Annotated in this window: 22 protein-coding genes; 16 read left to right on the forward strand and 6 right to left on the reverse strand. The window is 50.1% G+C overall.

Annotation, left to right across the window (positions count from 1 at the left end):
* Positions 1-158 precede the first annotated feature (158 nt).
* On the reverse strand, positions 159-845 hold the full coding sequence (locus ACJJIB_RS04240) for an OmpA family protein (protein WP_252084444.1): 687 nt from the start codon (positions 843-845) through the stop codon (positions 159-161).
* A gap of 152 nt (positions 846-997) precedes the next feature.
* On the reverse strand, positions 998-1,306 hold the full coding sequence (locus tag ACJJIB_RS04245; RefSeq protein WP_444887970.1) for a hypothetical protein: 309 nt from the start codon (positions 1,304-1,306) through the stop codon (positions 998-1,000).
* A 97-nt stretch (positions 1,307-1,403) separates the two neighbouring features.
* Here ACJJIB_RS04245 and murJ point away from each other — a divergent pair, with 97 nt between their 5' ends.
* The 6 genes from murJ (at position 1,404) to ispH (ending at position 8,821) form a co-directional block, all read left to right on the forward strand.
* Positions 1,404-2,921: a murein biosynthesis integral membrane protein MurJ gene (gene murJ / locus ACJJIB_RS04250; RefSeq protein WP_444888903.1), complete on the forward strand. Its 1,518-nt coding sequence runs from the start codon at positions 1,404-1,406 to the stop codon at positions 2,919-2,921.
* A gap of 111 nt (positions 2,922-3,032) precedes the next feature.
* A complete protein-coding gene (gene ribF, locus ACJJIB_RS04255; protein WP_444887971.1) occupies positions 3,033-4,016 on the forward strand; it encodes a bifunctional riboflavin kinase/FAD synthetase in 984 nt (327 codons plus the stop codon).
* Between the two features lie 49 nt (positions 4,017-4,065).
* Entirely contained in the window at positions 4,066-6,870 is a 2,805-nt protein-coding gene (gene ileS, locus ACJJIB_RS04260; RefSeq protein ID WP_444887972.1) for an isoleucine--tRNA ligase, read from the forward strand.
* Positions 6,863-7,390 (forward strand): signal peptidase II, encoded by a 528-nt coding sequence (gene lspA, locus ACJJIB_RS04265; protein ID WP_444887973.1) that lies wholly within the window; start codon positions 6,863-6,865, stop codon positions 7,388-7,390. The genes ileS and lspA overlap by 8 nt, the downstream gene beginning before the upstream one ends.
* Before the next feature lie 6 nt (positions 7,391-7,396).
* Positions 7,397-7,837: an FKBP-type peptidyl-prolyl cis-trans isomerase gene (locus tag ACJJIB_RS04270; RefSeq protein ID WP_252084449.1), complete on the forward strand. Its 441-nt coding sequence runs from the start codon at positions 7,397-7,399 to the stop codon at positions 7,835-7,837.
* Positions 7,838-7,888: 51 nt separating this feature from the next.
* A complete protein-coding gene (gene ispH, locus ACJJIB_RS04275; RefSeq protein WP_252084450.1) occupies positions 7,889-8,821 on the forward strand; it encodes a 4-hydroxy-3-methylbut-2-enyl diphosphate reductase in 933 nt (310 codons plus the stop codon).
* Between the two features lie 35 nt (positions 8,822-8,856).
* Here the strand turns inward: ispH and ACJJIB_RS04280 are convergent, their stop codons facing one another.
* Positions 8,857-9,372: a GspH/FimT family pseudopilin gene (locus tag ACJJIB_RS04280; RefSeq protein WP_444887974.1), complete on the reverse strand. Its 516-nt coding sequence runs from the start codon at positions 9,370-9,372 to the stop codon at positions 8,857-8,859.
* Positions 9,373-9,562: 190 nt separating this feature from the next.
* On the opposite strand from ACJJIB_RS04280, the gene ACJJIB_RS04285 reads away from it, so the two are divergent.
* The 6 genes from ACJJIB_RS04285 to ACJJIB_RS04310 are packed head-to-tail and all read left to right on the forward strand — an operon-like array spanning position 9,563 to position 16,071.
* Complete coding sequence (locus ACJJIB_RS04285) at positions 9,563-10,129, forward strand: GspH/FimT family pseudopilin (RefSeq protein ID WP_444887975.1); 567 nt, start codon at positions 9,563-9,565, stop codon at positions 10,127-10,129.
* 1 nt (position 10,130) lies between these two features.
* A complete protein-coding gene (gene pilV, locus ACJJIB_RS04290) occupies positions 10,131-10,568 on the forward strand; it encodes a type IV pilus modification protein PilV (protein WP_444887976.1) in 438 nt (145 codons plus the stop codon).
* Between the two features lie 10 nt (positions 10,569-10,578).
* The gene (locus ACJJIB_RS04295; protein WP_444887977.1) at positions 10,579-11,643 is read left to right on the forward strand and encodes a PilW family protein; all 1,065 of its coding nucleotides are present in this window, start codon (positions 10,579-10,581) and stop codon (positions 11,641-11,643) included.
* A gap of 17 nt (positions 11,644-11,660) precedes the next feature.
* Positions 11,661-12,206: a pilus assembly PilX family protein gene (locus ACJJIB_RS04300; RefSeq protein ID WP_444887978.1), complete on the forward strand. Its 546-nt coding sequence runs from the start codon at positions 11,661-11,663 to the stop codon at positions 12,204-12,206.
* A gap of 6 nt (positions 12,207-12,212) precedes the next feature.
* Entirely contained in the window at positions 12,213-15,626 is a 3,414-nt protein-coding gene (locus ACJJIB_RS04305) for a pilus assembly protein (protein WP_444887979.1), read from the forward strand.
* A gap of 13 nt (positions 15,627-15,639) precedes the next feature.
* Positions 15,640-16,071, forward strand: a complete 432-nt coding sequence (locus ACJJIB_RS04310; protein WP_444887980.1) for a type IV pilin protein — start codon at positions 15,640-15,642, stop codon at positions 16,069-16,071.
* A 91-nt stretch (positions 16,072-16,162) separates the two neighbouring features.
* On the opposite strand, the gene ACJJIB_RS04315 is transcribed toward ACJJIB_RS04310, so the two are convergent.
* Both ACJJIB_RS04315 and ACJJIB_RS04320 read right to left on the reverse strand, forming a co-directional pair.
* Positions 16,163-17,569: a sigma-54-dependent transcriptional regulator gene (locus ACJJIB_RS04315; protein WP_444887981.1), complete on the reverse strand. Its 1,407-nt coding sequence runs from the start codon at positions 17,567-17,569 to the stop codon at positions 16,163-16,165.
* 131 nt (positions 17,570-17,700) lie between these two features.
* The gene (locus ACJJIB_RS04320; protein ID WP_444887982.1) at positions 17,701-19,281 is read right to left on the reverse strand and encodes a sensor histidine kinase; all 1,581 of its coding nucleotides are present in this window, start codon (positions 19,279-19,281) and stop codon (positions 17,701-17,703) included.
* Between the two features lie 89 nt (positions 19,282-19,370).
* On the opposite strand from ACJJIB_RS04320, the gene ACJJIB_RS04325 reads away from it, so the two are divergent.
* Positions 19,371-20,999, forward strand: a complete 1,629-nt coding sequence (locus tag ACJJIB_RS04325; RefSeq protein ID WP_444887983.1) for an NAD+ synthase — start codon at positions 19,371-19,373, stop codon at positions 20,997-20,999.
* Positions 21,000-21,056: 57 nt separating this feature from the next.
* Here the strand turns inward: ACJJIB_RS04325 and ACJJIB_RS04330 are convergent, their stop codons facing one another.
* Positions 21,057-21,989: an outer membrane protein assembly factor BamD gene (locus ACJJIB_RS04330; protein ID WP_444883721.1), complete on the reverse strand. Its 933-nt coding sequence runs from the start codon at positions 21,987-21,989 to the stop codon at positions 21,057-21,059.
* Between the two features lie 118 nt (positions 21,990-22,107).
* Between ACJJIB_RS04330 and rluD the strand changes: the two genes are divergently transcribed.
* The 3 genes from rluD (at position 22,108) to clpB (ending at position 26,881) form a co-directional block, all read left to right on the forward strand.
* Positions 22,108-23,064 carry a 23S rRNA pseudouridine(1911/1915/1917) synthase RluD gene (gene rluD / locus ACJJIB_RS04335; protein WP_444887984.1) on the forward strand — a complete coding sequence of 319 codons (957 nt, stop codon included), beginning with the start codon at positions 22,108-22,110 and terminating at the stop codon, positions 23,062-23,064.
* A gap of 80 nt (positions 23,065-23,144) precedes the next feature.
* On the forward strand, positions 23,145-23,918 hold the full coding sequence (gene pgeF, locus ACJJIB_RS04340; RefSeq protein ID WP_444887985.1) for a peptidoglycan editing factor PgeF: 774 nt from the start codon (positions 23,145-23,147) through the stop codon (positions 23,916-23,918).
* Positions 23,919-24,277: 359 nt separating this feature from the next.
* Positions 24,278-26,881 carry an ATP-dependent chaperone ClpB gene (gene clpB, locus ACJJIB_RS04345; protein WP_252084463.1) on the forward strand — a complete coding sequence of 868 codons (2,604 nt, stop codon included), beginning with the start codon at positions 24,278-24,280 and terminating at the stop codon, positions 26,879-26,881.
* The last annotated feature ends 103 nt before the right edge of the window (positions 26,882-26,984 follow it).

Here is a 26,984-nt window from a genome sequence, read left to right on the forward strand (position 1 = left end):
AAAAGGCGGGCGCAAATGGCCCGCAAGCACAACAGGGTTTCTTTCAAGGAGGAGAGTTTGTGGCCATACTTTTAATCAGTCCACAGGCGCAATAGCGATTTGAAGTCACCTTGCGCAGCCGCGAGGATTTGCAGTCCATCGCGGCTGTTTAGCAGTTGTTAGAAGTGTCCGGCCATGGATTCCGGTAGGGAAAAGCGGATATCAACACGGCGCTCCATGGCGTAAGCGTCGACATCGCCCTTGGGGGCCTCCGAGTAGGTGGAGCCCATAGCGCGACGGCTGATGCGGGAGGCGTCAATGCCCAGAGAGATCAGTGCCTGTTCAACACTTAGGGCACGTTGGTCAGAGAGCACGTTGTTGTAACCATCGCTGCCCCGTGGGTCCGCGTGTCCCTCTAGTTGTATTTGCAGGTGGGGATGGCGTTTCAGGAAGTCTGCCATGGCATTCAGCTGTTGAAGCTGGGTGGTCTGGAGTTCGTCTTCCCCGGTGGTGAATAGCATCTGGAACTGTAATGAATCCAGTGCCACTTGGCTGGCATCATTCGCGGACAGTCGAGCCGCATCCAGTTGCTGTGCCAGGTTGCTGAGCTCTGCACGGCTCTCTGTCAGTTGTGTTGCCAGCATATCAGCCTCTTCTGCTTGCTTGACCTGTTCGCCGAGCCAGGCTCCACCGATTGCGCCGGCGATAAACCCGACAGGGCCCCCTACAGCGGCACCGGCAACGGCTGCCGTGGTAAAGACCGTGGCCTGCTTGGCCGGGGTCAGTTTCGATTCGTTGAGTTCATTCGCCTGGGTACCAGAGGCGATCAGGGAAGTCAGGGCTGCAACCATTAATGTTTTTTTCATTGCTTACTCTCCTTGGAGGCTTTCTTTTACTCGGTGGGGCTGTGTGTGGCCCGTTTGAGTGCTATTAAAAAGCTCCAAGGAGGCACTGGCGTGGCGCAGTGGTGGCAAATCGCTGCGCAATTGTGGCGAAAGATGGCAACCGGTGTGTCCTGTTATTTCAGGCGGTGGTAGCGCCGGTCGCGGGGCGAATCTACGCGGACACGCACACGCTGGGGGCGGGGGCCACGCATTATCGCAATGTAAAGCACAATCGCCAGTGCCAGGGCAATAATCAAAGCGTTAATGGTCATCCTGTCTTCTCCCCGCGCCACCGATTCCGTGGGACGCGTCACTAATTCACAGCTAGTATAGGCTCGTGGGCTCCAGGTCGTAGGAGCATAAAGATATCCATCTCTCAATGACTTTTGTGGAATTGCGGTAGACTTGCCGGCCAGCAGATATCGCCCAAATCCAGGAGTCACAGCGTTGCCCCAGTCGCCGCCCACCCAAGACCAGCCCGTCGAAAAAACCGGTACATCCAGACTCCTGCGCGGCAGCTCGGTGGTGGGGGCCGCAACGATGTTGTCCCGGGTTGCCGGCCTGGCCAGGGATATGGCCCTGGCGCGCTTTGCCGGGGCTGGGGATGCCGCCGATGCTTTTTTCGTGGCGTTTAAAATCCCTAACTTTTTCCGCCGCTTGTTTGCTGAGGGCGCCTTTGCCCAAGCATTTGTGCCGGTGTTGGCGGAGTACCGCCAAAAGGGGGGCATTGCTGCAGCACGAGAGCTCAATGATCGCGTCGCGGGAGCACTCGGCGGTGTTTTGTTGTTGGTTACTTTATTTGGCGTATTGTGCGCGCCTCTGGTGACGGGGATCTTTGCATTTGGCTGGTGGTGGGATGGCAGCGAAAGGGAAAAGTTTGAGCTCGCCACCGGCATGTTGCAAATTACCTTCCCATACCTGATGTTGATCTCACTGGCGGGTTTCACCGGCGCTATTCTGAACAGCTTTGATCGCTTTGCGATCCCGGCACTGACGCCAATTATGTTGAATCTGGTGTTGATTGGTGCGGCAACTATAGGTACGGCTTGGTTCGATCCGGAGATACTGGCCTTGGCTTGGGGTGTGCTTTTGGCCGGAGTGGTGCAATTGCTGTTTCAGCTGCCTTTTCTGGCGCGCGAGGGGTTATTGCCAAGGCCCAAGTGGGATTGGAGCCACCCGGGGGTGCGCAAAATTCTGCGCCTGATGGCTCCGGCAATTTTTGGAGTCTCGGTCACTCAAATCAGTTTGGTATTGGATACGCTGCTGGCTTCATTCCTGCCCAGTGGCAGCGTCTCCTGGTTGTATTTTTCCGATCGCCTGACCGAATTACCGCTGGGGGTATTTGGTGTGGCTGTGGCAACGGTGATACTGCCGAGCTTGTCTCGTCTGCACAGCGATGGAGATCCGCGCCGCTTTCGCCATACCCTCGACTGGGCGCTGCGCAGCGTTACCCTTATCTCCCTACCTGCGGCGGTAGCCCTTGTGGTATTAGCTGAGCCGCTATTGACCACGCTATTCCAATACGGCCAGATGCAGCCCAGAGATATGCAGATGGCGGCCTGGTCCCTGCGAGCTTACGCCTTGGGGTTGTTGGCTTTTATGTTGATCAAAGTGCTAGCGCCGGGCTATTTTGCCCGTCAGGATACCTATACACCGGTGCGTTTCGGCTTGATCGCAATTTCGGCCAAGATGGTGCTGAGCCTTCTGTTTGTTATCCCGCTGAATCATTATTTTAAACTCGGCCATATGGGACTGGCGCTGGCTACCGCCTGCCAGGCGGCAATCAACGCCTGGTTACTGTACAAGGGTTTGCGCCGGGATGACGTTTACATGCCTGAGGCGGGTTGGGGGCGATTCCTGTTGCGGTTGATAGCGGCGAATTTGGCGATGATCGCTGTGCTGATGGGGCTCCTTCACGTCTGGGAAAGTTGGAGTGCCTGGGGCTGGTTTGAACGGGCCTGGCGTATGGGTGTAATAGTAGCCGCAGGGGGCTTGGCCTACCTGTTTACCCTATTTGTGTCAGGCCTGCGCCCACGTCACTTCCGCGCCACCAGTTAACTTTGAATAGACGCCAATATGGCATGAATTCTATGGGCCAGTCGCTACTGGCCGCCCTGTGGGAATCCGCTATACTGTGCGGCTCGATTTTATGAGGATGGGAAGATCGTTTTGGCCCAGGAACGCGAACTAATTCGCGGGTTGCACAACCTGCGCCCCCGCCACCGAGGATGCGTGGCGACGATCGGCTCGTTCGATGGCGTACATCTTGGTCATCAGGCGATCATTGCCCAGTTGCAGCAGCGTGCGCTTGAGCAGGGCCTTCCTTCGGTAGCCATTATATTTGAACCCCAGCCCCACGAGTTCTTCTCTGGCGAGCAGGCTCCCGCGAGGCTGATGCGTTTTAAGGAAAAAGTGCTGGCGCTGTTCGATGTGGGCGTGGAGCGAGTCTTGTGCCTGCAGTTTAACGATACCCTGCGCGGCCTCAGTGCTGAGGCATTTATCCAGCGGATACTGCTCGATGGCCTGGGCATTCGCCATCTGGTGGTGGGCGATGATTTTCGTTTTGGCTGCGACCGCAGTGGAGATTATAGCCTCCTGCAAACGATGGGCGCCCAGCATGGCTTTACCGTGGAAGATACCGCGACTATGGAAATACGCGGCTCCAGGGTGAGCAGTACCCGTATTCGCGAAGCCCTGCAGAATGGTGATTTTGAGCTGGCCGAGGCCCTCTTGGGGCGGCCCTACAAGATTACCGGCAGGGTGGCGCCTGGGCGTTCACTCGGTCGTCAGCTGGGCGCGCCCACGGCCAATGTGCGCCTGCAGCGCTACCGCTCCCCGTTAGTTGGCGTTTATACGGTGCGCACCACTGCCACAGATGGTTCTGAGCTTGCTACGGGGCGCCAAGACATAGATGGCGTGGCCAATGTGGGATTTCGTCCCACTGTAGAGGGCGAGGGCGCGCGCCCCCTGCTGGAGGTGAACCTGTTTGATTTCAATGGCAATCTCTATGGGCGAGAGCTCGCAGTGGAGTTCTGCCACAAGTTGCGCAACGAGGAGAAGTTTGCCTCGTTGGATATTCTCAAGGCTCGTATCGCCGAGGATATTGAAAATGCCCGGCAGTGGTTTAAACAAAATCCTAGACCGCACCAATAAACTGAGACGACCTAATTTATTTTTCTACTAGAGCTGAAGTAGACAACCAATGACTGATTATAAAGCGACCCTGAATCTGCCTGAGACCGATTTTCCCATGCGCGGCAATTTGCCGCAGCGTGAGCCGGCAATTCTGAAAAAATGGCAGGACAACAAGCTCTACGAAAAAATCCGCGAAGCGCGTGCCGGGCGCGAGCAATTTATCCTGCACGACGGCCCTCCCTATGCGAATGGCGATATTCATATTGGTCACTCAGTTAACAAGATTCTCAAAGACATCATTATCAAGTCGAAAACCCTGAGTGGTTTCGATGCTCCCTACGTACCTGGCTGGGACTGCCACGGCCTGCCGATTGAGCACCGCGTAGAGAAGAAAATTGGCAAAGCTGGCAGCAAGGTGGACCATAAGACTTTCCGTCAGAAGTGCCGTGAATATGCCGCCAAGCAGGTGGATGGGCAGAAGAAAGATTTTGTACGCCTGGGAGTGTTTGGCGAATGGGACAACCCCTACCGCACCATGGATTTTCAGTTTGAGGGCGATATTATTCGCGCCCTCGGCCGTGTGGTGAAAAATGGCCATCTTGCACGCGGTTTCAAACCGGTCTACTGGAGTGTGGTGGGGGGTTCCGCGTTGGCGGAAGCGGAAGTGGAGTATCAAGATAAAGTCTCCTATTCCATTGACGTTTGCTACCCAGTGAGTGAAGAGGCGGACCTGGCCATAGCCGATGCCTCTGGTGGCCATGCCGGAGAAGGCCCACTGTCGGTGGTGATATGGACTACAACACCCTGGACCTTACCTTCGAGCCAGGGGGTCTCCGTAAACGGTGAACTGGAATATGTGGTGGTGCAGGCAGGCAAGCGCCGCCTGTTGATCGCAGAAGCCTTAAAGGATGCGGTACTGGCCCGCGCAGGCTTCGAAGGGGAAGTTGTGGGTCGCATTCGCGGCGCGGCCCTGGAGCACTTGAAAGTGCATCACCCCTTCTACGACAAGTTGCTGCCCATTGTCCTGGGCGATCATGTCACTACCGATGCTGGAACCGGCTGTGTACATACAGCCCCAGACCACGGTCCGGACGATTTCCAGGTAGGCAAACGTTACGGTATCGAGACCCTCAATTACATTGATAATAATGGTGTTTATCGCGACAGTGTGCCGCTATTTGCTGGCGAGCATGTCTATAAAGTGGACGACAAGATTGTTGCATTACTTGAGGAGCGCGGTGTGCTGCTGCACAAGGGCAAGCTGGAGCACAGCTACCCGCACTGCTGGCGCACTAAGACACCGCTGATCTACCGTGCGACTCCTCAGTGGTTTATCAGCATGCGGCAAAATGACCTGCTGGATCAGGCGCAAAAAGCCGCCGATGACGTATTGTGGATTCCCGGCTGGGGTAAGGCCCGAATCGACTCCATGCTCAATGGCAGCCCGGACTGGTGTATTTCCCGCCAGCGCACCTGGGGGGTGCCTATCGCTTTGTTCGTGAACAAAGAGACCCACGAGCTGCATCCGGAATCTCCTGCGTTGATGGATAAAGTGGCGGCCCTGGTTGACGAAAAGGGTATGGATGTCTGGTTTGATCTGGATGCTCGGGATCTTCTGGGTGATGAGGCGGAACATTACGAGAAAGTTACCGACACCCTCGATGTCTGGTTCGACTCAGGTGTGACCCATTACGCGGTGTTGGAGCGCCGCGAAGGGCTGCGCTTCCCCGCCGATCTATATCTGGAAGGGTCCGACCAGCATCGCGGCTGGTTCCAATCTTCCCTGAAGACTTCTATCGCCATTAATGGTTGCGCGCCTTATAGACAGGTACTCACCCACGGTTTCACCGTGGATGCGCAGGGGCGCAAAATGTCGAAGTCTATTGGCAATACCGTTGCTCCCCTGGATGTAATTAATAAGTTGGGTGCAGATGTACTGCGCCTGTGGGTATCGGCCACCGACTTCAGTGGTGAAATGGCCGTTTCCGACGAAATCCTTAAACGCACCGCCGATTCTTATCGCCGCCTGCGCAATACCGCCCGTTTCTTCCTATCTAACCTAGCCGGTTTCGATCCGCAAAAAGACCTGTTGCCGGAGGAAGAGTTGCTGGCACTAGATCGCTGGGCACTGGATAAAGCTGCACACCTGCAGGATGAGATCCTGGCAGCCTATGATAATTACCAGTTCCACCAGATTTACCAGAAGCTGCATAACTTCTGCGTGGTTGAAATGGGTGGTTTCTACCTGGATATCATCAAGGACCGCCAGTACACCACCAAGGAAGATAGTGTCGCGCGTCGCTCCGCACAGAGCGCGCTCTACCATATTGTGCAGGCATTTGTGCGCTGGATTGCCCCAATCCTCAGCTTCACTGCGGAAGAGTTGTGGCAGTTTATTCCTGGTAATAATGCCGATAGCGTGTTTATCGAAGAGTGGTATCCGCTGCCCAAACTGTCAGCCGAAGCCGATAAAGGTGCGGCCTATTGGGCTGTAATGGCCGAAGTGAAAACGGCGGTAAACAAGGTATTGGAGGAGCAGCGCGCTGCTGGAGCAATTGGTGGGTCTCTGCAGGCGGCAGTTACTCTGTATGCCAATGATGATCTACGCGAGAAATTGCTCGAGTTGGAGAATGAACTGCGTTTCGTACTGATTTGCTCTTCCACTTCAGTGCAGCCTCTCAGCGATGCGGCGGGTGCTGAAAGCACCGAGCTTGAAGGTCTTAAAATTGGTGTGAGCAAAGTGGATCACCCCAAATGTGAGCGTTGCTGGCACTACCGTGCAGATGTGGGTGAAAACAGTGATTACCCGGATATTTGCGGTCGCTGTGTAGAGAATGTGGCTGGTGAGGGCGAGGTAAGGCACTATGCCTAAGACTAATCTGCTATTCGGCCACCCCTGGCGCTGGTATTGGCTGGCACTGGCTGTGGTGGTTCTGGATGTTGCCACTAAAGTCTGGGCTGTGGGCGAATTTATGTACGGCCCATCGGTGCAAATTGTTCCGGGCTTTCTGCAGTTCACCTATGCGGAAAACTATGGTGCAGCTTTCAGCTTCCTGTCTGATGCGGGTGGTTGGCAGCGCTGGTTTTTTGGTGTGATCGCAATGGTGTTTAGCATTGTGGTCATTATCTGGTTGTGGCGTTTGCCAGCGCTAAAGCGCTGGGAACCCTGTGCCCTGGCCCTGATTTTGGGTGGTGCTCTCGGAAATCTGTGGGATCGCATTCTGCTGGGATATGTGCGGGACTTTATTTCCGTGTACTACGGTAGTTGGCATTTCCCAGTGTTTAATGTGGCGGATATGGGTATCAGTATCGGCGCGGCCATGCTGGTTATAGAGTTGCTTTTCTTTGCAGAAAAAGACGGCGACAAGACAAAAAATAACGCGGAAGTTTAACGAACCATGAGTAATAGCGTTATCGGCGAGCACAGCCGCGTAACTCTGCACTTCAGCCTTAAGCTGGATGACGGTACCGAGGTGGACTCCACTTTCAAAGGCGATCCCGCTTCTTTTAGTGTGGGGGATGGCAGCCTGCTGCCAGGCTTTGAAAAAGCCCTCTTCGGTCTCAAAGCTGGCGATGAGGCGGAAATCGAAATCCCCCCTGAGCTGGGCTTCGGTCAGCGTAATCCGGCCAACATGCAAAAGGTGCGCCGCGACAGCTTCGCTCCGGATATTGAACTGGAGCCTGGCTTGGTAGTTTCCTTTGATAATGGAAGTGGTGAATTACCCGGTGTAGTTCGCGAGATTGAGGAAGATGAAGTAACCGTTGACTTCAACCACCCTCTGGCAGGGCAGACACTGAGCTTCCACGTAAAAATTATCGCAGTGGATTCGATTCAATAAGGGCAATTTTTCACCCGTTGAATAGATTATCGAAAGAGTGCTGAAGTAAAAATGCAAATCCGACTGGCTAATCCCCGTGGCTTCTGTGCCGGCGTCGACCGCGCGATTGATATTGTTAACCGTGCCTTAGATGTCTTTGGTGCGCCCATCTATGTACGTCACGAGGTGGTACATAATAAGTTTGTGGTGGAAAGCCTGCGCGAGCGCGGTGCCGTGTTTGTGGACGAGCTGTCGGAAGTGCCCGATGATGTTATCGTTATTTTCAGTGCCCACGGTGTATCCAAAGCTGTGCAAAGGGAAGCAGAAGATCGCAACCTGCGTGTATTCGATGCCACCTGTCCACTGGTTACCAAGGTGCATATCGAAGTCAGCAAATTCAGCAGTGATGGCGCCGAGTGCATACTAATCGGCCACGCCGGACACCCGGAAGTAGAGGGCACTATGGGTCAGTATGATGGCACTGCTGGTGGTGCTATCTACTTGGTCGAAGACGAGGAGGATGTGGCCAAGCTAAAGGTGAATGACGAGAATAATCTCGCATATGTTACCCAGACCACCTTATCCATGGACGATACTGCCCGGGTAATCGATGCCTTGCGACAGCGCTTTCCCAACATCCGCGGTCCGCGCAAGGATGATATCTGCTACGCCACCCAAAACCGCCAGGATGCTGTCCGCCAACTTTCTCTGGAGAGCGACCTGGTGTTGGTTGTGGGCAGCCCTAATAGCTCCAACTCCAACCGCCTGCGCGAACTGGCCGAGCGCTGTGGTGCCGATGCCAAATTAATCGACGGCGCTGTTGATATTGATGCCGATTGGCTCACAGGCAAAAAATCCATTGGCATCACCGCCGGTGCCTCGGCTCCAGAGGTACTGGTGCAAGAGGTGATTGGCAAATTGCAACGGCTTGGTGCCACAGTGCCAGAAGAGATGGATGGGCGTGAGGAGAATATTCGCTTCTCTTTGCCCAAGGAGCTGCGCTAGCGCCTTTCTAAATGTTGATAATTGTAACTTCCTTTTTAGGGGCAGTTGCCGATATCTGCCTTTTCAATCCGCATTCGCCCACTTCTTGATAGGATTAGAGCCTGTGCGGCCTGAACTTCCTGAGCGCAGACATGTAGTGTTCCAGCTTGGAACGCCCCCAATGGCGAGCCTGTTTTCCGGCTTTCACCTGAGCTTATAAAAGAAATATAGTCCTTTACTGGCGAGTTAGGTGCTATTTGCACTTCCTTCAGGGCTTCTTTTTTGAGAATTAAGTGTTCATCGTTACTGCGTAAACCGTCATTATCAGGATCCAGAAAAATCTCCCAGCCTAATTCCCAACTTCCGAAGTTTCTCATGGTTACTCTTTGATTGTGGGTAATAGCATTTGTACGAGTCAATTGAACAGCATTAAACAGTTCTTCGGTTACTGCTTTTAGGCGTGTCTCTTGAATCATTGAAATAAAGCTTGGTGTTGCGATCATCACCAGTACCGTCAATACAGTGAGAACTATCAGTAATTCAAGCAATGTGAACCCTTGTTTATTCTTCATACATATCTCTACTCCTTGAAGTAGTTCTCCTTATGAAGACCATTAAGCCCCCAGAAAAAGCCGCTTGTCGGTCGCTAATAGAGATAAGAAAGTGAGGATGCTAAATTGTTAACTATACCGTTGGGTGACTTTTAACTGCTAGATGCTTGGCGGATGAGTGAACGTAAGTTATGAGTAAATTGAGGAAATAATGCATCGTAAGCGATTTATAAGTACTCATGGGGAAAAGCAGACTCAAAGCGGCTTTACTTTAATTGAGTTGTTGGTAGCTATGACAGTATTAGCAATTGTAATCTCGGTCGCTATCCCAAGCTTTACAGATATGATTAATAATTACAGGTCATTTGCATTAGCCGATGATTTTATTAATGCGCTTCATTATTCTCGTAGTGAGGCGGTAAAACGCGGTACTAATGTATCAATTTGTGCAAGTAGTAATGGCTCTAGTTGTGCAGGAGAAAATAAATGGTCTGATGGCTGGATAGTTTTTGTTGATGGAGCCTTGACAGAAAAGGCTATTGACCCTGTTGTTGATAGTGTTTTGCGCAGTTGGGATTTTAAGGGTGAGGAAGCTGTTATTGGTGTTACGCAAAATGCGGCAACAAAGTTTGTGCGGTTTACGGGTATGGGTACACTAGGTCGGTTTGTCCAGACGAATATCAGTGTAAAAACATCTGGCTGTACAGGAGATAGCGCAAAAAATATTGTGCTCGCTAGCTCCGGTGTTATTTCAATATCTAAAACAAGCTGTGAATAATATGAAAAAATTTAATGCACAGTATGGTGTTGGTTTAATTGAAGTGATGGTAACCGTATTGATCTTATCAACATCTTTACTTGGTTTGGCCGCACTACAGAGCAGGGCACTTCAGTACAATCATAGTGCCTACATGCGATCTCAAGCAAATATTCTTGCTTACGATTTATTAGATCGAATGAGAGCGAGCCGTGGCAGATTGGCTGATTATAATTTAGGTATTAATGATGCTCCTCCAATGGCTAGTGGTAATCAGGCACAATCTGACCTGATCGAGTGGCGACAAGCACTTAATGAGCTATTACCAGAAGGCTCTGGTGGTATTTCATGTGATACAAATAATATTTGTACTGTGGTCATCCAATGGGCTGAACATGATGCCACCGGATCAGATGGTAATGCGGATAAAAGTAACTTCCAGTATATGACGAGAATTTAGAGGGATGTATATGCGTGAACAATCGGGGATCTCCCTGGTAGAACTTATGGTATCAATTACCGTAGGTCTAGTGCTTCTAGCTGGTGTCACCCAACTATTTCTATCGAGTAACCTAACCTTTAGTACGCAAAATGCAATGTCGCGAGTTCAGGAAACTGGGCGTTTGGCGATAGAGTTTTTAAGTGAAGATATTCGAATGGCTGGCTATGTTGGATGTGCAAACCCTTCGCGTCATTCAGGTAGCGGAGATATGAAAAATTTCCTTAATAACAGCGACTTGATTAGTTATCGATATGATGTTGCTGTAGAAGGTGAGGATTCTTCCAAGGATGTCGCTGGGTTTCCAAATGGCGCACTGGCAGGCACTGATGCGATTTTAATTCGCAGTGCCTTTGGTAGTGGCGTTGGAGTAGCGGATATGAGTAATCCGACCCAGATATTTGTAGAGAATACTGGAGTGGAAAGTGGAGAGTGTGATAAAGGTAAAGATAAATATAGTGGATTTTGTGAAGGTGATATCGTTGTAGTATCAAGTTGTAGCTATGTGAGAGTTTTTCAGGCAACCGGCTTTGTTGGTTCCAGCTCCAGTGAAACTATTGGAATACAACATTCGGATGCCTCTTTTGAGCCAGGTAACAAAGTAGCAGTTTGGGGCGATGAGACTACTGACGGACATAATTCTTTTGGAAAAGATGCTCAAGTAATTAATTTAGAATCAACTTTTTACTATATTGCCAATGGAACTTCCGGGCGCCCTAGCTTATTTAGGGAAGTAAATGGAAAGCAACAAGAGTTGCTCGAAGGTGTTGAAGATATGCAGATCACTTATGGTTTGGATATCAATGATGATGATGTTATTGATGCCTATCAAACTGCAGAAAAAATCGGTTCTATTCTTGATTGGAAGAAAGTTTCAACTGTTCGCTTAGATTTACTAGTGGCTAGTATTGAAGACAGTGTTTTACAAGAAGCCCAGCCATACACTTTTGACGGTAAAGTTATAAATAACCCAGGGGATCGTCGTCTTCGGCAGGTGTTTACCAGTGTTGTAACAATAAGAAGCCGTGTGCCCTAATTATAATAAGGTCTCCTATGTATAAAGAAATCAGTACTTTCAAGCAGGAGCGAGGAGCCACTTTGTTAGTTGGCTTGGTCATGTTGTTGCTAATGACATTTATTGGCCTTGCGGCTATCCGTGGGAGTGGTATGCAGGAACTTATGGTAGGCAATATGCGGGATCGTCAATTGGCGTTTCAGGCCGCAGAGTCTGCTCTTCGAGTTGCTGAAGAAAATCTAATAACCGAGCTTAATAAACCTATTAGTACAATTTTTGATGGCGATACTGTTGGATATGGTGAGGAGTTAGATGGTTCGAAAAATAGTGGATTCTGGCTGGATTTTAGCTGGTCTGGTGTGTCGGTAAAGGCTGACCTTGATCTAGAAAATATAGCTAGCCAGCCAATTTATATTGTGGAAAAGGTGACGACTGAAGCAAGTAATACAGGTGAAACTGGTGGTGCTATTGATCTTGAGTCTGTGGATAAAGGTGTCCCTCCCAATTATTACCGAATAACTAGTAGAGGTGTTGGCGGTACTGAAAATACGGTTGTGATTTTGCAATCTACTATGAAAGATTGAGTGGTGATGAGAAAAGTAGCTATGTCATTTATATCTAGAAAAATTAAAAGTTTCTCTGCTGTAATTGCCGCATCACTAACGCTTGGAATTGCCCATAGTGCTGCGTCCCTAACGCTATCCCAACAGCCTTTATTTTTAAAGCAGGGTACTGATCCGAATATTATGTTTGTTCTTGATGACTCAGGTTCAATGCAGTTCGAGATTACTCCTTCTGAAGTGGCTAATTACTTTAATAAGCTGGATCGGGTCGTCTATGTTTTTCCAAATACGGAAACAAATAGTTCCTCTGTAAAATTTGTACCCTGTCCATATGCAGATGGGGATACATCAAGTTGTGATTACTGGGCTAATGGTGATCAGGCGATACCAAGGTTTGAAGATGATAATAAGTGGGCGGCTTATTTCCGTTCTGCTCATAATAATAAGACATATTATAATCCAGAAATACGCTACGAACCATGGTCGAAGGAGGATGGTTCTCTTTGGCCGGCGGCAAATCCAGAGGCGGCTTACCATAACCCAGCAAATACTTCAAAAGGTTGGAGAAATCTAACAGTTGATAATTATCAGCGTGCAAAATGCTGGCTATGGGATTCTGCGAATAAGAACTCCCATAAAAGTGATGCTTGTGGCAATGGTTATTTGTATTTTTATCCGGCTACTTACTTCCAATATAGCGGTAATGGTAGTCTTTTTGATTCGTCAAGTTATACCCGTAAAGAGATTCGATCCGGTCTGACTTTCCCTCGTAGCGAAGATCGAACGGATTGTAAACTATCGACTACTTCTTGTAGTTATGAGGAGGAGATCCAGAATTTTGCTAATTGGTATTCATATTACCGTTCCCGGGTATTACTTTCCCGTGCTGGAATTGGTAAGGCATTTTCTTCTCAAACAGAAGGTCTCAGAGTGGGGTTTGGAACCCTAAATAAAGGAACCAGCAATGTAGATCAGGTTAGTACGGGTACCATTATTAGTGGTGTACGCGCTTTTTCTGGAGATGATCGTGAAGATTTTTTTGAAAATCTTTACGGTGTAGATATTCCTCAGGCAGGTACTCCACTCTTAAGTGCCTTAAAGCGAGTTGGTGACTATTACAGTCGAACGGATAGGAATGGTCCTTGGGCAGGGGAACCTGGAACTAATGACTCCAGTGCTCAAGTTGCGTGTAGGGCGAGCTATACCATTTTGATGACAGATGGTTATGGTAATGATTACAGCAGTATATCTAGCTTTGGTAATGTAGATGGTAATGATGGAAATCCATTTCAGGATTCTCGTTCGAATACTCTTGCAGATATAGCCAGGTACTACTGGGAAAATGATTTACATGGCAGTCTCGATAATAAAGTCGATAGTGGGGACGCTGATCCGGCAGACTGGCAACATATGGTAACCTTTGGTGTAGGTTTAGGAGTGACAGGTAGTGTTGACTCTGATACCGCTTTTAATGCTATTGAATCTGGTGCGGCAATTTCCTGGCCAAACCCTAATAATAGTGATGCGGCGAAGCTAGATGATTTACTCCACGCTGGGGTTAACAGTAGGGGGGGGTTTTACAATGCAGCAAATGCGACTGTATTTGCATCTCAGCTTTCCGATCTACTTACCAGAATAAATGAGAGAGAGGCTTCCTCTTCATCTGTTGCAGCCAATTCAACGAGGTTGAGCACAGACAGTGCAATCTTTCAAGCTATTTTCAACTCGGGTGATTGGAGTGGCGAAATAAAATCTATTAGGCTGGAGAGTGATGGAACACTTTCTGATACGACTCTTTGGAGTACCTCAACAGCGGGAAAAATTCCAACGAATAATCGAGATATCATAACTTTTGATGGTTCTGATACGGTTAATTTTTCTTGGTCAAATTTAACCAGTAGCCAGAAGACGGCCTTAATTGGTACTGACGATGAAGATTTGGCAAAGCAAAGATTGAGCTGGGTGCGTGGTGAAGACGTCGATGGTCTACGTGACAGGGCTGTTTTACTAGGGGATGTTGTAAATGCAAGCCCTGTATTGGCGAGTAATAAAGATCAAAAATTTAAAACACTTCCAGACAATCTTGGGGGGAATAGCTATCAGGACTACCTTGAAGGTCGAAAAAATAACCGCAGTGAAATTCTCTATGTAAGTTCGAATGATGGCATGCTGCATGCCTTTGACTCATCTGATGGATCAGAAAAGTTTGCATATGTCCCCAGTGCTATATATTCAAAATTAAAGAATGTTGCAGCGCTGGATTATGGTACTGAGGATAACCCGCATCAATATCTTGTTGATGGTCCTTTGTTTGTCAGTGATGCCTACTTTGCCAAGAATAAAAGCGGTAGCCCAAAGTGGATGAATGTTCTCGTTGGAACTTATGGCGCAGGGGCTAAAGGATTATTTGCCTTAGATATTACTGATCCTGAGAATCCTGACATACTATTTGAAATTGATGGTTCTAATCCTGATATTGGCAATATTCTTGGGCGACCAATAATTGCCCCTACAGAGGATGGTTGGAAAGTTATATTTGGTAATGGTTATAATTCAGCCAATGATAAAGCTAAGTTGCTGGTGATTGATTTAGCTGACCCAGCTGATATCCAGGTAATTGCCACAAATACTAATACGGATAATGGATTGGCCGGTCCCTCATTACTGATTGACTCAAATAGAGTGGTGCATGCTGCTTATGCTGGGGACTTGATGGGTAATATGTGGAAGTTCGACATTTCCGGCAGCAAATGGCAGTTAGCTTTTTCAGGTAATGCTCCCTTATTTACTGCGAGGGACCCAAATGGAAAGGTTCAACCAATTACTTCTACCCCGGTACTTGGTTCTAATGCGGAAGTAGATGGGGCGATTATGGTTTACTTTGGTACAGGGAAATATGTAAGCCAAACAGATCAAACCGCTGGAAGCATTATTCATAGCTTTTATGGAATAGTGGATAAAGGGGTGGTTTTGTCAGGCACCAACCGTTCTGATTTGATGCAAAAAAGTATAGTTGAAACTGGTAATTCTAGGAGCGTTACCAACGATGGGGACACTAGTTGGTGGCCGACAAAAAGTGGATGGTATTTGGATTTTAATTCTACTGGTTCTTCAATAAGTGGAGAGAGAGTAATTAGTAAACCCCTGCTGATTAATGACCGCTTGATTTTCCCAACTTTGATCCCTTCGGATGATCCTTGTGTTGCCGGTGCCTCAGGCTGGATTATGGAATTAGTAGCATTGGGTGATCCTAGATTTGCTGGAGAGTCGATCATTGGTGGATCTAAAAAAGTTGACGAGGCTATTATCGGTTTTTCCGATGTAATTATTGCGGGAAGAAAAATTATTGCTCCATACATAGATGTTGGTGGGAATGCTGGAACTACTGGCGGTTTTCGGATTGGGGGTATTGAAAGGATCTCTTGGAGACGGATACGTTAGGTGAAAGTAGCTTATGAAAATGAATGTTAAAAAACCAAATTCAGGTTTTACTCTAGTGGAATTGATGGTTGTTGTTCTGATTATTGGGATCATCAGCGCTGTAGCCATCCCCTCGTATATGGAAATGATAAGAGAGGGGAATCGAACTGATGCGCAAACCGTATTAAATGACGTTGCACATAGGTTACAGCGCTGCTTTACAACTTATAGCACTTACAATAATGATAATTGTGCCGTCGCAGCATCAATCACAGAGGGAAACAGTATTGAATCTGAGAAAGGTTACTACACAGTCACAGGTATTTTAGCGGCAGCAACTTTTGATCTTACTGCGCAACCTGTTGCAGGAAAGAGCCAAAGTAAAGACAGTGAATGCACTGCGCTAAAGTTGGATGAAGCAGGAGCTAGGACGGCAACTGGATCAAATACTTCAGAGTGCTGGTGAGACTCTTCTTTTTTTACTCTTTACTTTGTTAATGGCTAAAAAGAATGTCTAAGGGATATCACACGGATCAGTGTGATATCCCTTGACCACCTTAAGTCTCCAGCCCCAATTTCTTCAACCGGTAACGCAGTGAGCGAAAACTGATACCAAGTTTCTGAGCTGCGGCGGTACGGTTCCAGCGAGTCTTGGTGAGTGCGCTTTCAATCGCTTCTTTTTCAATATCCTGCAGGAATTCATCTAGGGAGTTGTACTGGCTGGGATCAAAGCGATTGTTTTCTTCCGATTGGTTTCTATTTAAGGCTTCACCTTTAGTGCTAGTAGAGGAAGCCTCTCGATCTTGCGATTGCTCATCCTTCTCCAGTAGCAGGTCATCAAGGCAAATTTCCTGATGATCGCATAGGGTGAAGGCGCGTTGGAGGATATTTTCGAGTTGGCGAACATTACCGGGAAAGGGGAAAGCCTGTAGGGCTTGCATGGCATCGGTAGATATGCCAGGGGGTATTGTCCCTGAATTTTGGGCAATACGCTGCATAATGGCATCGACCAATAAGGGTATATCTTCACTGCGCTCGCGTAGAGGGGGTGTGGATATTTCGATTACATTGATGCGGTAATAGAGGTCGCTGCGAAAGCGCCCTTCGCTGACCTCTTTGGCCAGGTCCTTGTGAGTAGCGCTGAGGATACGTACATCGATAGGAGTTTCCTGGCTTGCGCCTATAGCCCGAATACGTTTTTCCTGTATTGTACGCAAAAGCTTGACCTGCATATCCAGAGGTAGGTCGGCAACTTCGTCAAGAAATAGAGTACCGCTCTGAGCGCTCTGTAATAGACCCGCTTTGTCTTTATGTGCGCCGGTAAAACTGCCTTTTTTATGCCCAAAAAACTCGCTCTCCATAAGGTCAGTGGGAATGGCTCCACAGTTAATGGGGACGAAAGGTTTGTCGGCACGGGCTCCCTGGGAATGAATGGACCGGGCAGCCAGTTCTTTACCTGAGCCCGATTCGCCACTGATATAAACCGGGGCATCACTGCGCGCAACTTTGGCTATCTGTTCGCGCAGCTTGCGCATATTGGGGGCTTCCCCTAAGAGCAGCTGCTTCGCGCTCTTGCTCTGTTGTGGATCTCGCTCCCTATTCACGCGTAGGGCCAGCTGAACGAGGTTGCGAAGCCGTTCTAAATCGACCGGTTTACTGACAAAGTCAAATGCGCCGAGCTTTAGCGCCTTAATGGCAGTATCCATATTGCCGTGCGCGGTAATCACTGCGATGGGCAAGTCTCGAAGAACACCACTCTGGATATGCTCGACTAGTTGTAGACCATCGCCATCTGGCAGACGCAGGTCGGTCAGGCAAAAATCATAGTGGTTCTCTTTAAGCAGGCGTGTTGCCTCCGCTAAGCTGGCGGCGGTGTGACAGTTCACATCCATGCGCTGCAGAGTGAGTGTGATTAGTTTGCAGATATCCGGTTCGTCATCGACAACCAGGGCCAGAGGTAGCATCAATTCTCTGTCTTTTCTTGTTTTGTGGAGATTGTGGGCAAAGGTGCCGATTCTGATTATGTCAGAAATTCTTTACGAATATTCTCATACATTTTGGGAAATATTCCTGAGCAGAATCAAGTCACATTCTTTTAGTGAGCAAATTCAACTCTAAAGCAACTCATATCATCCTTGCTACGGCAGTGGTAGAGATTGGCCTGATTGGTTTCACAGAGTTCTCGGGCAATATAAAGACCCAGACCACTGCCGCGGCTGCCGGTGGTGAAAAAGGGCTCAAAAATCTTGTCTTGGTGTGCCTGTGGAACCCCAGGCCCTTGGTCTTTCACATCCAATTGAGTACAACCGCGCTCAGAATTGTAGTACACACTAATTGAGGCATGTCTCTTGCCGGAGGCTACTTGAGAGTGGTGCAGGGCATTGTCGGTTAAATTGGTGACCACCTGGGCCATTTGTGCCGAGTCAAACCTGGCTTTGAGGGGGTTCTCAGGTAGGTCGAGCTCAACTTGATCTGCCCCAATGGATCCGGCGTTATAGTCTTGTATCAACTGTTGTAGCCAGCTACTGATGTCATGTTCCTGGGGATTGCCTGCTCGGCGCCGCGAGAGTTGCATAACATTTTCGACGATCTGATTAACCCTCTGGCTCTGCCTACAGATGATCTCGGTGAGATAGTGATCTTCCTCAGCCAATTGGGAGGACTCAGACAACAGTTGGGCAGCATGGCTGATAGCCGAGAGAGGGTTGCGAATCTCATGGGCGATGGAGGCGGTGAGATGTCCGAGAGAGGCAAGTTTCAATTTCTGTGCAGCTACGGTTAGCTTGCGATTATCTTCTACGAATACCAGTGAACTGTTGCCGCTTTCATGCTCGAGCTTCGCGAAGTTTAGGTGCAGTTCTCTACCATTGTCCCCTTGTAGCAGTGAAGTATCGGGTCCTTTAGTATCGCGCCACTGGCGAATTGACTGGAGTAGTGAGCCCCCTGCGAGGCTTTTAGCGTGTAACTGCTCTCCCAAGAGCCGTCGGGCTGCCTGATTAATCAGCTCGGGCTGGCCAGTAGGGCCCATTACCAGTACTCCGGTGCCCATACGCTCAATAATCTGCTGTGCCAGCCGCTGAAGGTGTGCAGCTTGGCGGCTTTGCTGGTCGGCGCGAATATTGGCGCTACGAATACGTACAGACAAATACTGTAATGCGCTCACCGTGGCGAATAGCAACAGGCCTAGGCTTCCTGCGGCGACAATATCCTGACTGGTGCCTTTACCTGAGATCAAATTATACAACTCTAGGCCGATGACCCCGAGACTTGCCAGCGCCGCGAAGAAGGCACTCATTCGGCGGTCTAAAAGAATAGATCCGATTGAACAATTGATTAGCAGTAGATAGCCGAGACCGGAGTTCAAGCCACCGCTGGATTCAATTAAAAGAAGGAAAACCAGAATATCACAGGCCAGAATGATACCAATTTGGCCTGTACCTACTTGATAGGCTTGCTGGCGTAAAAAAATTAACCAGCCAAAGTTAAGTAGGGAATACACCACGCTTGTATATAAGAAAAGTAGCGGTGCAGTATCTCCAAGGGCGCCGGCTCCTATATCTGAATAGAAAATTCCAAGTAACACTAGGGCGATAGATAGCCGATAAATTGCGCAAATTCGCAATAGCTCATGGTGTTGAAAAGAGGGGGTTGTACTGGTGTCGTTGGCACTACTCAAGGTGGTTTCCCGGTATGTTGTTATGGTGACCGCTGCCGTTAGAGCCCACAGGGGTTACAATGGCGGCCTGTCTTGTCCGAGGTTTAACCATGTCTACTTTGCAGCTAGTGCTGGCACAAATCAATTCTCTCGTAGGAGATATTCCAGGTAACACCGCTCGAGTGATTGAGGTGGCTAACAGGGCCCACCGTGAATTAGGTGCCGATCTGGTCCTTTTTCCCGAGTTGACTTTGTGTGGCTATTCTCCAGAGGATTTACTGCTGCGTCCCAGTATGCAAACTCGCGTTGAGGCTGCACTGGAAGCATTGAAAGCTGTTCAACTGCCCTGTGCAATTCTGATCGGCTATCCCCGCCATCTAAACGGCAAGCTATTTAATATGGCGGGCCTGATTGCCAACGGAGATTTGGTGGCGGAGTATGCCAAGCAAAAATTGCCAAACTATCAAGTATTCGATGAGAAGCGTTATTTCACCAAAGGTGATCAACCTTGTGTCGTGGATATCAAGGGTATTTCGGTAGGCTTTAGCATTTGCGAGGATATCTGGCATCGGGAACCCATACAGCAGACCGTAGAGGCAGGGGCCAAATTGATTCTGAATATCAATGCCTCTCCCTTTCATCGCGGTAAATCTCTTCAGCGACAGGAGTTGATATCCACTCAGGCGCGTGTAGCAGAAACACCAATTGTGTATGTGAATTGGTGTGGTGGTCAGGATGAGCTGGTCTTCGATGGGGGTTCAATGGCTGTGGATGCCGATGGACAGATCTGCGCCAGGGCAGAAGAATTTGCCGAGCAGTTACTGCCCGTATCGGTTTCCCAGCAGAGTGGAAGAGTAACCCTATTACCCGGTGAGGTGGCGCCCCTTATGGGGGATCTGGCATCGGTTTATCAGGCGCTGGTACTGGGAGTACGCGATTATGTTAATAAAAATGGTTTTAACGGTGTGGTACTGGGACTCTCAGGTGGCATTGACTCGGCTTTGACCCTGGCGATTGCCGTGGATGCACTGGGCAAAGATCGGGTGGAAGCAGTGATGATGCCATTCCATTACACTTCAGATCTGAGTAAGACCGATGCCGCCGATCAGGCACAGCGCCTTGGCGTCGATTACCGGGAAATTGGAATCGAGCCCATTTTCGATGCCTTCATGGGGGCATTGGCGGAAGAATTTGCAGGTAGTGCGAGAGATACCACCGAGGAAAACCTGCAGGCGCGAGCTCGCGGAGTATTGCTTATGGCGATCTCCAATAAGAAGGGGGCCATGGTACTGACCACCGGTAATAAGAGTGAAATGGCAGTCGGTTATGCGACTCTTTACGGAGATATGGTTGGGGGCTTCAACGCGCTAAAAGATGTACCCAAGGTGCTGGTGTTTGAGTTGGCTCGCTATCGAAATACGGTCTCGGAAGTCATTCCTGAAACTGTTATCACAAGACCGCCAAGTGCTGAGTTGGCCCCAGATCAGGCGGATACCGACAGTCTGCCTCCCTACGAAGTGTTGGATGAGATTCTGAATCTCTACGTCGACAGAGACTACAGTGCCGAGCAAATTGTTAAGCAGGGATTTGAGCGCAGCATTGTTGAGCGTGTGGTGCGCCTGGTATCACGCAATGAGTACAAGCGTCGCCAGGCTGCCGTGGGTGTGCGGATTTCAGAGCGGGGTTTTGGCCGAGATCGACGCTACCCGATAACCAATGGCTGGAAGGCTGGCGAGTAAGCTGGACTAGAACATAAAACGGCGCCGAAAGGCGCCGTTTTATGTTCTGTAAGGGTATTACATCAGCTCCGGAGGGAGAGGGGCTTCATCGCGGTTGTACTCGGGGTTATACAGCTCGCGGCTATCGAAACCTTCGGGATCAGACTTTTCAAACAACCCGAGGGTAACACGGTGTACCAGGCTGCGACCGCTAGCGCCTTTGAAGAAGTCATAGTTGAAAGTGCCATCTTCATTGAACGCTGGATGCTTGGGATAGTTGTTGCGCAGCACGCTCAGGGCGTTGGCTTCCAGCTCCGGCATCTCCATCATGTGGTAGCCCTGTACCATCACTGCAAGTGCATCGGGTACGGCCGGAGTCTGCTGGAAGTTTTCCACAACATAGCGGCCACGGTTGGCGGCGGCGAGGTAGGCGCCGCGCTTGAAGTAGTAGTTGGCCACATGGATCTCATAGCGAGCCAGTAGGTTACGCAAGTGAATCATGCGTTTCTGTGCATCTGCGGCGTAGCGGCTTTCCGGATAGCGGGCCATCAACTGAGAGAAGTAGGCGAAGGATTCGCGAGCAGCGCCTGGATCTCGGTTGGTGAGGTCGGTAGGCATAAAGCGCTCAAACAGGCCGGCGCCCTCGGTGAAGGAGGATAGTCCCTTCATGTAGTAGGCGTAATCGACGTTGCGGTGTTGCGGATGCAGCCGGATAAAACGGTCCGCTGCGGCGATGGCGGCATCGTTTTCATAGTTGCGGTAATAGGCGTAGATCAGCTCCAGCTGGGCCTGTTCTGCATAGTTGCCGAAGGGGAAGTTGTCTTCCAGGGCGCGCAGGTTCTTGATCGCCAGATCCCACTGGCTAGTGCGAAGTTGCCGCTGGGCAGCCTCGTAGAAGGCTTGTTCAGTGCGGTTGCCAGTGGGCAGGCCCTCTTCTGAGTCATCGGTGTTGGCACAGGCAACCAATAATACCGACACCAAGGCCAGCGACAGCATTTTCCAGGCTTGCATAGCCCCTCGCTCTATCATTCTCACACTCTACCTTATTAAACTATCCGCCAAGATTAATCTGGCGCTCCAGACATTTAAACACAGTCCCGGAGCTGCCCAAAGTATTTGCAATTGTTTGATGAATGACCACCTAAAACTCGATATTGAAGTTCCGGCCAGTATGGCTGGTCGAAGATTAGACCAGGCAGCAGCCGAATTAATTCCCGATTACTCCCGCGCTCGCCTGCAATCCTGGATCAAAGGCGGCCAGCTCACCTTGAATGGTGCTGTTGCCAAGCCTAAGGATAAGCTATTTGGCGGTGAGCAGCTCAGTTTACGCGCGGAGTTGGAGGCTCAGGGAAGCTGGAGCGCCCAGGCCCTGGACCTGAATATTGTTTATGAAGACGATAGTCTCATTGTGATCAATAAGCCTGCAGGCCTAGTGGTTCACCCGGCTGCGGGTAATCCTGATGGCACTTTGCTAAACGGCTTGCTGCACCACTGCCCAAATCAGGAGATGATTCCCCGTGCTGGCATTGTGCACCGCTTGGACAAGGATACCAGTGGCCTGATGGTTGTCGCCAAGACTTTACCGGCACAGGTACACCTTGTAGACCAATTGAAGCAGCGGACGGTCAGTCGGCAGTATGACGCTTTAGTACAAGGCTATATCACCGGCCCCGGTCGCGTTGACGCACCTATCGGTCGGCATCGCCAGAATCGACTGAAAATGGCGGTACTCGATTTTGGTGGTAAAGAAGCCATCACGCACTATCAAGTACAGCAGCGCTTCCGTGCCCACACCCTGTTGCGCTGCAAGCTGGAAACCGGGCGTACCCACCAGATTCGGGTACATATGGCCCATATACGTCATGCATTGGTCGGCGACCCGCTTTATGGTGGGAGGCCTAAATTGCCCGCCGAAGCTAACAGGGAGCTGGTTGAGGCACTTCAGGGGTTTCCCCGTCAGGCCCTACACGCTGCAGAGTTGGCTCTGGTTCATCCGCGCACCGGGGAAAATATGCACTGGTGTGCTCCTATGCCAACGGATATGCTTCAGTTGCTCGAGCTCCTCAATAGGGATCGGAGTGAGTGAAATCTGTGACTATATCTTCACTGGAGGTGGAGTGTGCAGTCACGGCCCGCTCCGCAACATCGATATAAAGCAGAAAAACTATGTCCCTCGATCATTACCTGACTCCCTCTTGGCCGGCGCCAGCCAGGGTGCGTGCCGTCACTACCTTGCGCAATGGCGGTGTTAGCACGGGAGCTTTTAGCAGCTTCAATCTCGGCGCCCATGTGGGGGATGAGGAGTCTGCAGTAATGGCCAATCGGCAGCAGTTGTCGGAGGAGTTGAAGCTGCCGGCGGTGCCTCAGTGGCTGGAGCAGATTCATAGTGACAAGGTCATTGAGGCACAGAGCGATGGGCTTGTGCGTACCGCTGATGCCAGCTTTAACCTTGGCGGTGGCGCTGCTTGCGCGGTTCTCACAGCCGACTGTCTGCCGGTGCTTATCTGCGACAAGACGGGCACCAGGGTAGCTGCAGCACATGGGGGGTGGCGCGGTTTGGCCGAGGGCATTTTGCGTAACACGGTTACTGCGCTTGATTGCGACCCAAAAGAATTACTAGTCTGGCTGGGGCCTGCGATTGGCCCCGAAGCTTTTGAAACGGGCGTCGATGTTTTAGAAGCCTTTTTCGAGCATGCGCAAAGTGGCACGCATACCGAGGCGATTGCTCAGTGTTTTCGTCCCCACAGTAAGAAACCCTTGCACTTTCTTGCTGATATCTATGCCCTGGCGCGAGCTGAATTGGCTGAACTTGGCATAGAAAATATTTACGGGGGACAATATTGTACAGTGAATGAAGCCGAACGTTTTTTTTCTTACCGCAGGGAAAGAACTACCGGACGAATGGCTTCATTAATCTGGTTGGCGGATGATGAAAGCTGAGAACACTGTAAAGAAAGGCGAGTGATTTTTGCTGTGCTTTCTATGTCTTACTTCGCTTTCGCTTCCTTTGCCTGAGTTGGGGTAAGGCTATGGCAGAGTGAATCACTTTTTCCTTTGACTTCTATTGGGGTCTTAAGCGCAAAAATCAAGCTTCAGGTGTGGATTTAAAACTAGATTTAAGAAAAAATTATTTTGCGCATTAGTGATTTACGTTAGGAATTCCCACCAATTGATTTAAATCATTGAAAACCTTCCTCCCGCCCCTATTTTATTTCTCAACACTACACTGAAGCGTGGCGCCGCTTGGCTGCTATCGACCCAGTACTACACAAAATCCCCGAGTAGGAGAGGTTGCATTCATGCGTATAGACAGAATGACAAACCCGCTGCAGGCAGCTTTTGCCGATGCACAATCTCTGGCCGTTGGCAGAGATCACAACCAAATTTATCCAGAGCACCTATTGCTTGCGCTGCTCAACCAAAATAACGGCAGCGTGCCTGCATTTTTGTCGCAGGCCGGATTTAATCTAAATGGTCTGCGCAATGACCTGGCTAAAAGGCTGGATAACCTGCCAACTATCAGCTCCCCCACTGGGGACGTGGGTATGTCGCAGGAGCTGATGCGCCTGATGAACCTCACGGATAAAAAAGCGCAAAAAAATGGTGATAGTTTTATTTCCAGTGAGACAGTTTTACTCGCTGCGTTTGATTCTGCTGCAGGGGAAATTGCCAAAATACTCAATGCCAATGGCGACTTAAAACAATTAGAGGCAGCGATACAAAAAGTGCGTGGTGATGAAAAAATTGACGATCCCAATGCGGAAGAGGCACGTCAGGCATTGGATAAGTACACCTTGGATCTGACCGAACGCGCGATAGCCGGCAAGCTGGATCCGGTGATTGGTCGCGACGATGAAATTCGTCGTACGATACAGGTATTGCAGCGCCGCACTAAAAACAACCCGGTACTGATCGGTGAACCCGGTGTGGGAAAAACCGCGATTGTCGAGGGGCTCGCTCAGAGAATTGTGAACGGTGAGGTTCCCGAGGGCCTCAAAGACAAGCGTCTGTTGTCTTTGGACTTGGGTGCCCTACTGGCCGGTGCCAAGTTTCGAGGAGAATTTGAAGAGCGCTTAAAAGCTGTTCTCAATGAGCTTTCCAAGCAGGAAGGGCGGATCATTCTGTTTATTGATGAGCTGCACACCATGGTGGGGGCGGGCAAAGCCGAGGGCGCTATGGATGCCGGTAATATGCTTAAACCGGCTCTAGCGCGTGGTGAGTTGCATTGTGTTGGCGCCACAACCCTGGATGAATATCGCCAGTACATCGAGAAAGATGCGGCCCTTGAACGTCGCTTCCAAAAGGTACTGGTGGATGAGCCCACCGAGGAAGATACCATTGCCATATTGCGGGGATTAAAAGAACGCTACGAAGTGCACCACGGCGTGGATATCACCGACTCGGCCATCATTGCTGCCACCAAATTGTCCCAGCGTTATATTACCGATCGTCAGCTGCCGGACAAAGCCATCGACCTGATCGATGAAGCGGCCAGTCGTATCCGCATGGAAATAGATTCCAAGCCGGAATCGATGGATAAACTGGAGCGCCGTTTAATCCAACTTAAAATCGAGCGCGAGGCAGTCAAAAAAGATAAAGATGACGAGGCCACACAGAAGCGCTTAGCCAAGTTGGAGGAGGAAATTCACCAGCTGGAAAAGGAATACTCCGATCTCGAGGAAGTTTGGAAAGCGGAGAAATCCCAGCTTGCGGGTAGCCACGACCTGAAAGAGAAACTGGAACAGGCCAAGTTGGATATGGAATCGGCACGTCGCGCCGGTGACTTAACCCGAATGTCGGAGCTGCAGTACGGTGTTATCCCACAGCTGGAACAGCAGTTGAAGTCTGCTGCAACCCATGAGGCAAGTGAAGAGCCGCGCCTGTTGCGCAATCGGGTGACCGATGAAGAAGTGGCCGAAGTTGTTTCTCGCTGGACAGGTATCCCGGTTTCCAAAATGCTGGAGGGCGAGCGGGAAAAATTGCTGCGTATGGAAGACGAGCTTCACAAACGTGTTATAGGCCAGGGTGAAGCGGTGGAAGCTGTCGCCAATGCGGTGAGGCGCTCCCGTGCGGGTCTCGCCGATCCTAATCGCCCCAACGGATCTTTCCTATTTCTGGGCCCCACCGGGGTTGGTAAAACTGAGCTCTGTAAGGCGCTGGCACAATTTCTCTTCGACACCGAAGATGCCATGGTGCGCATCGATATGTCGGAATTTATGGAAAAGCACTCAGTGGCCCGCCTGATAGGCGCACCTCCGGGGTATGTGGGTTACGAGGAGGGCGGCTACCTGACTGAGGCGGTGCGCCGTAAACCCTACTCAGTGGTGTTGCTCGATGAAGTGGAAAAGGCACATCCGGATGTATTCAATATCCTGCTGCAGGTGCTGGATGATGGTCGCCTGACCGATGGCCAGGGTCGCACCGTGGACTTTCGCAATACTGTTGTAGTGATGACTTCCAATCTGGGGTCGGACCTGATCCAGAAGTTTGCCAGCGCCGAGAGTGGTGATGACTTAGATGCCGAAATTCGTTATCGACAGATGAAAAATGCGGTGATGGAAGTGGTGGGTAATCACTTCCGCCCAGAATTTATTAACCGTATTGATGAGGTAGTGGTATTCCACCCGCTGGATAAGGCGGAAGTGCGCTCCATTGCGGAAATTCAGTTGCGACAATTGTGCCGCCGTCTGAGCGAGCGTGATCTGAAGCTGGAGGTTTCCGAGGGCCTGTTGAATAAGCTTGCTGAGGTGGGCTTTGATCCGGTCTATGGCGCGCGGCCACTGAAAAGGGCGATACAAATCTGGCTGGAAAACCCACTGGCGCAAGATGTGCTCGCAGGTAAATTTACTCCCGGCACCACTATCCACGCGGATGTCGAGGGTGATCGGGCGGTATTCCGCTAGTCGGTATTATTCGTTTGTCTGTCGATGAAACAGGTAGTTATACATCTGTTTCATCGACTCTTAGAGTAGGATATTTCGTTTTCTTCCTCCTTCTTTATCTCGC

The sequence above is a fragment of the Microbulbifer mixtoriginis (SeqCode) genome (genome assembly GCF_052467705.1).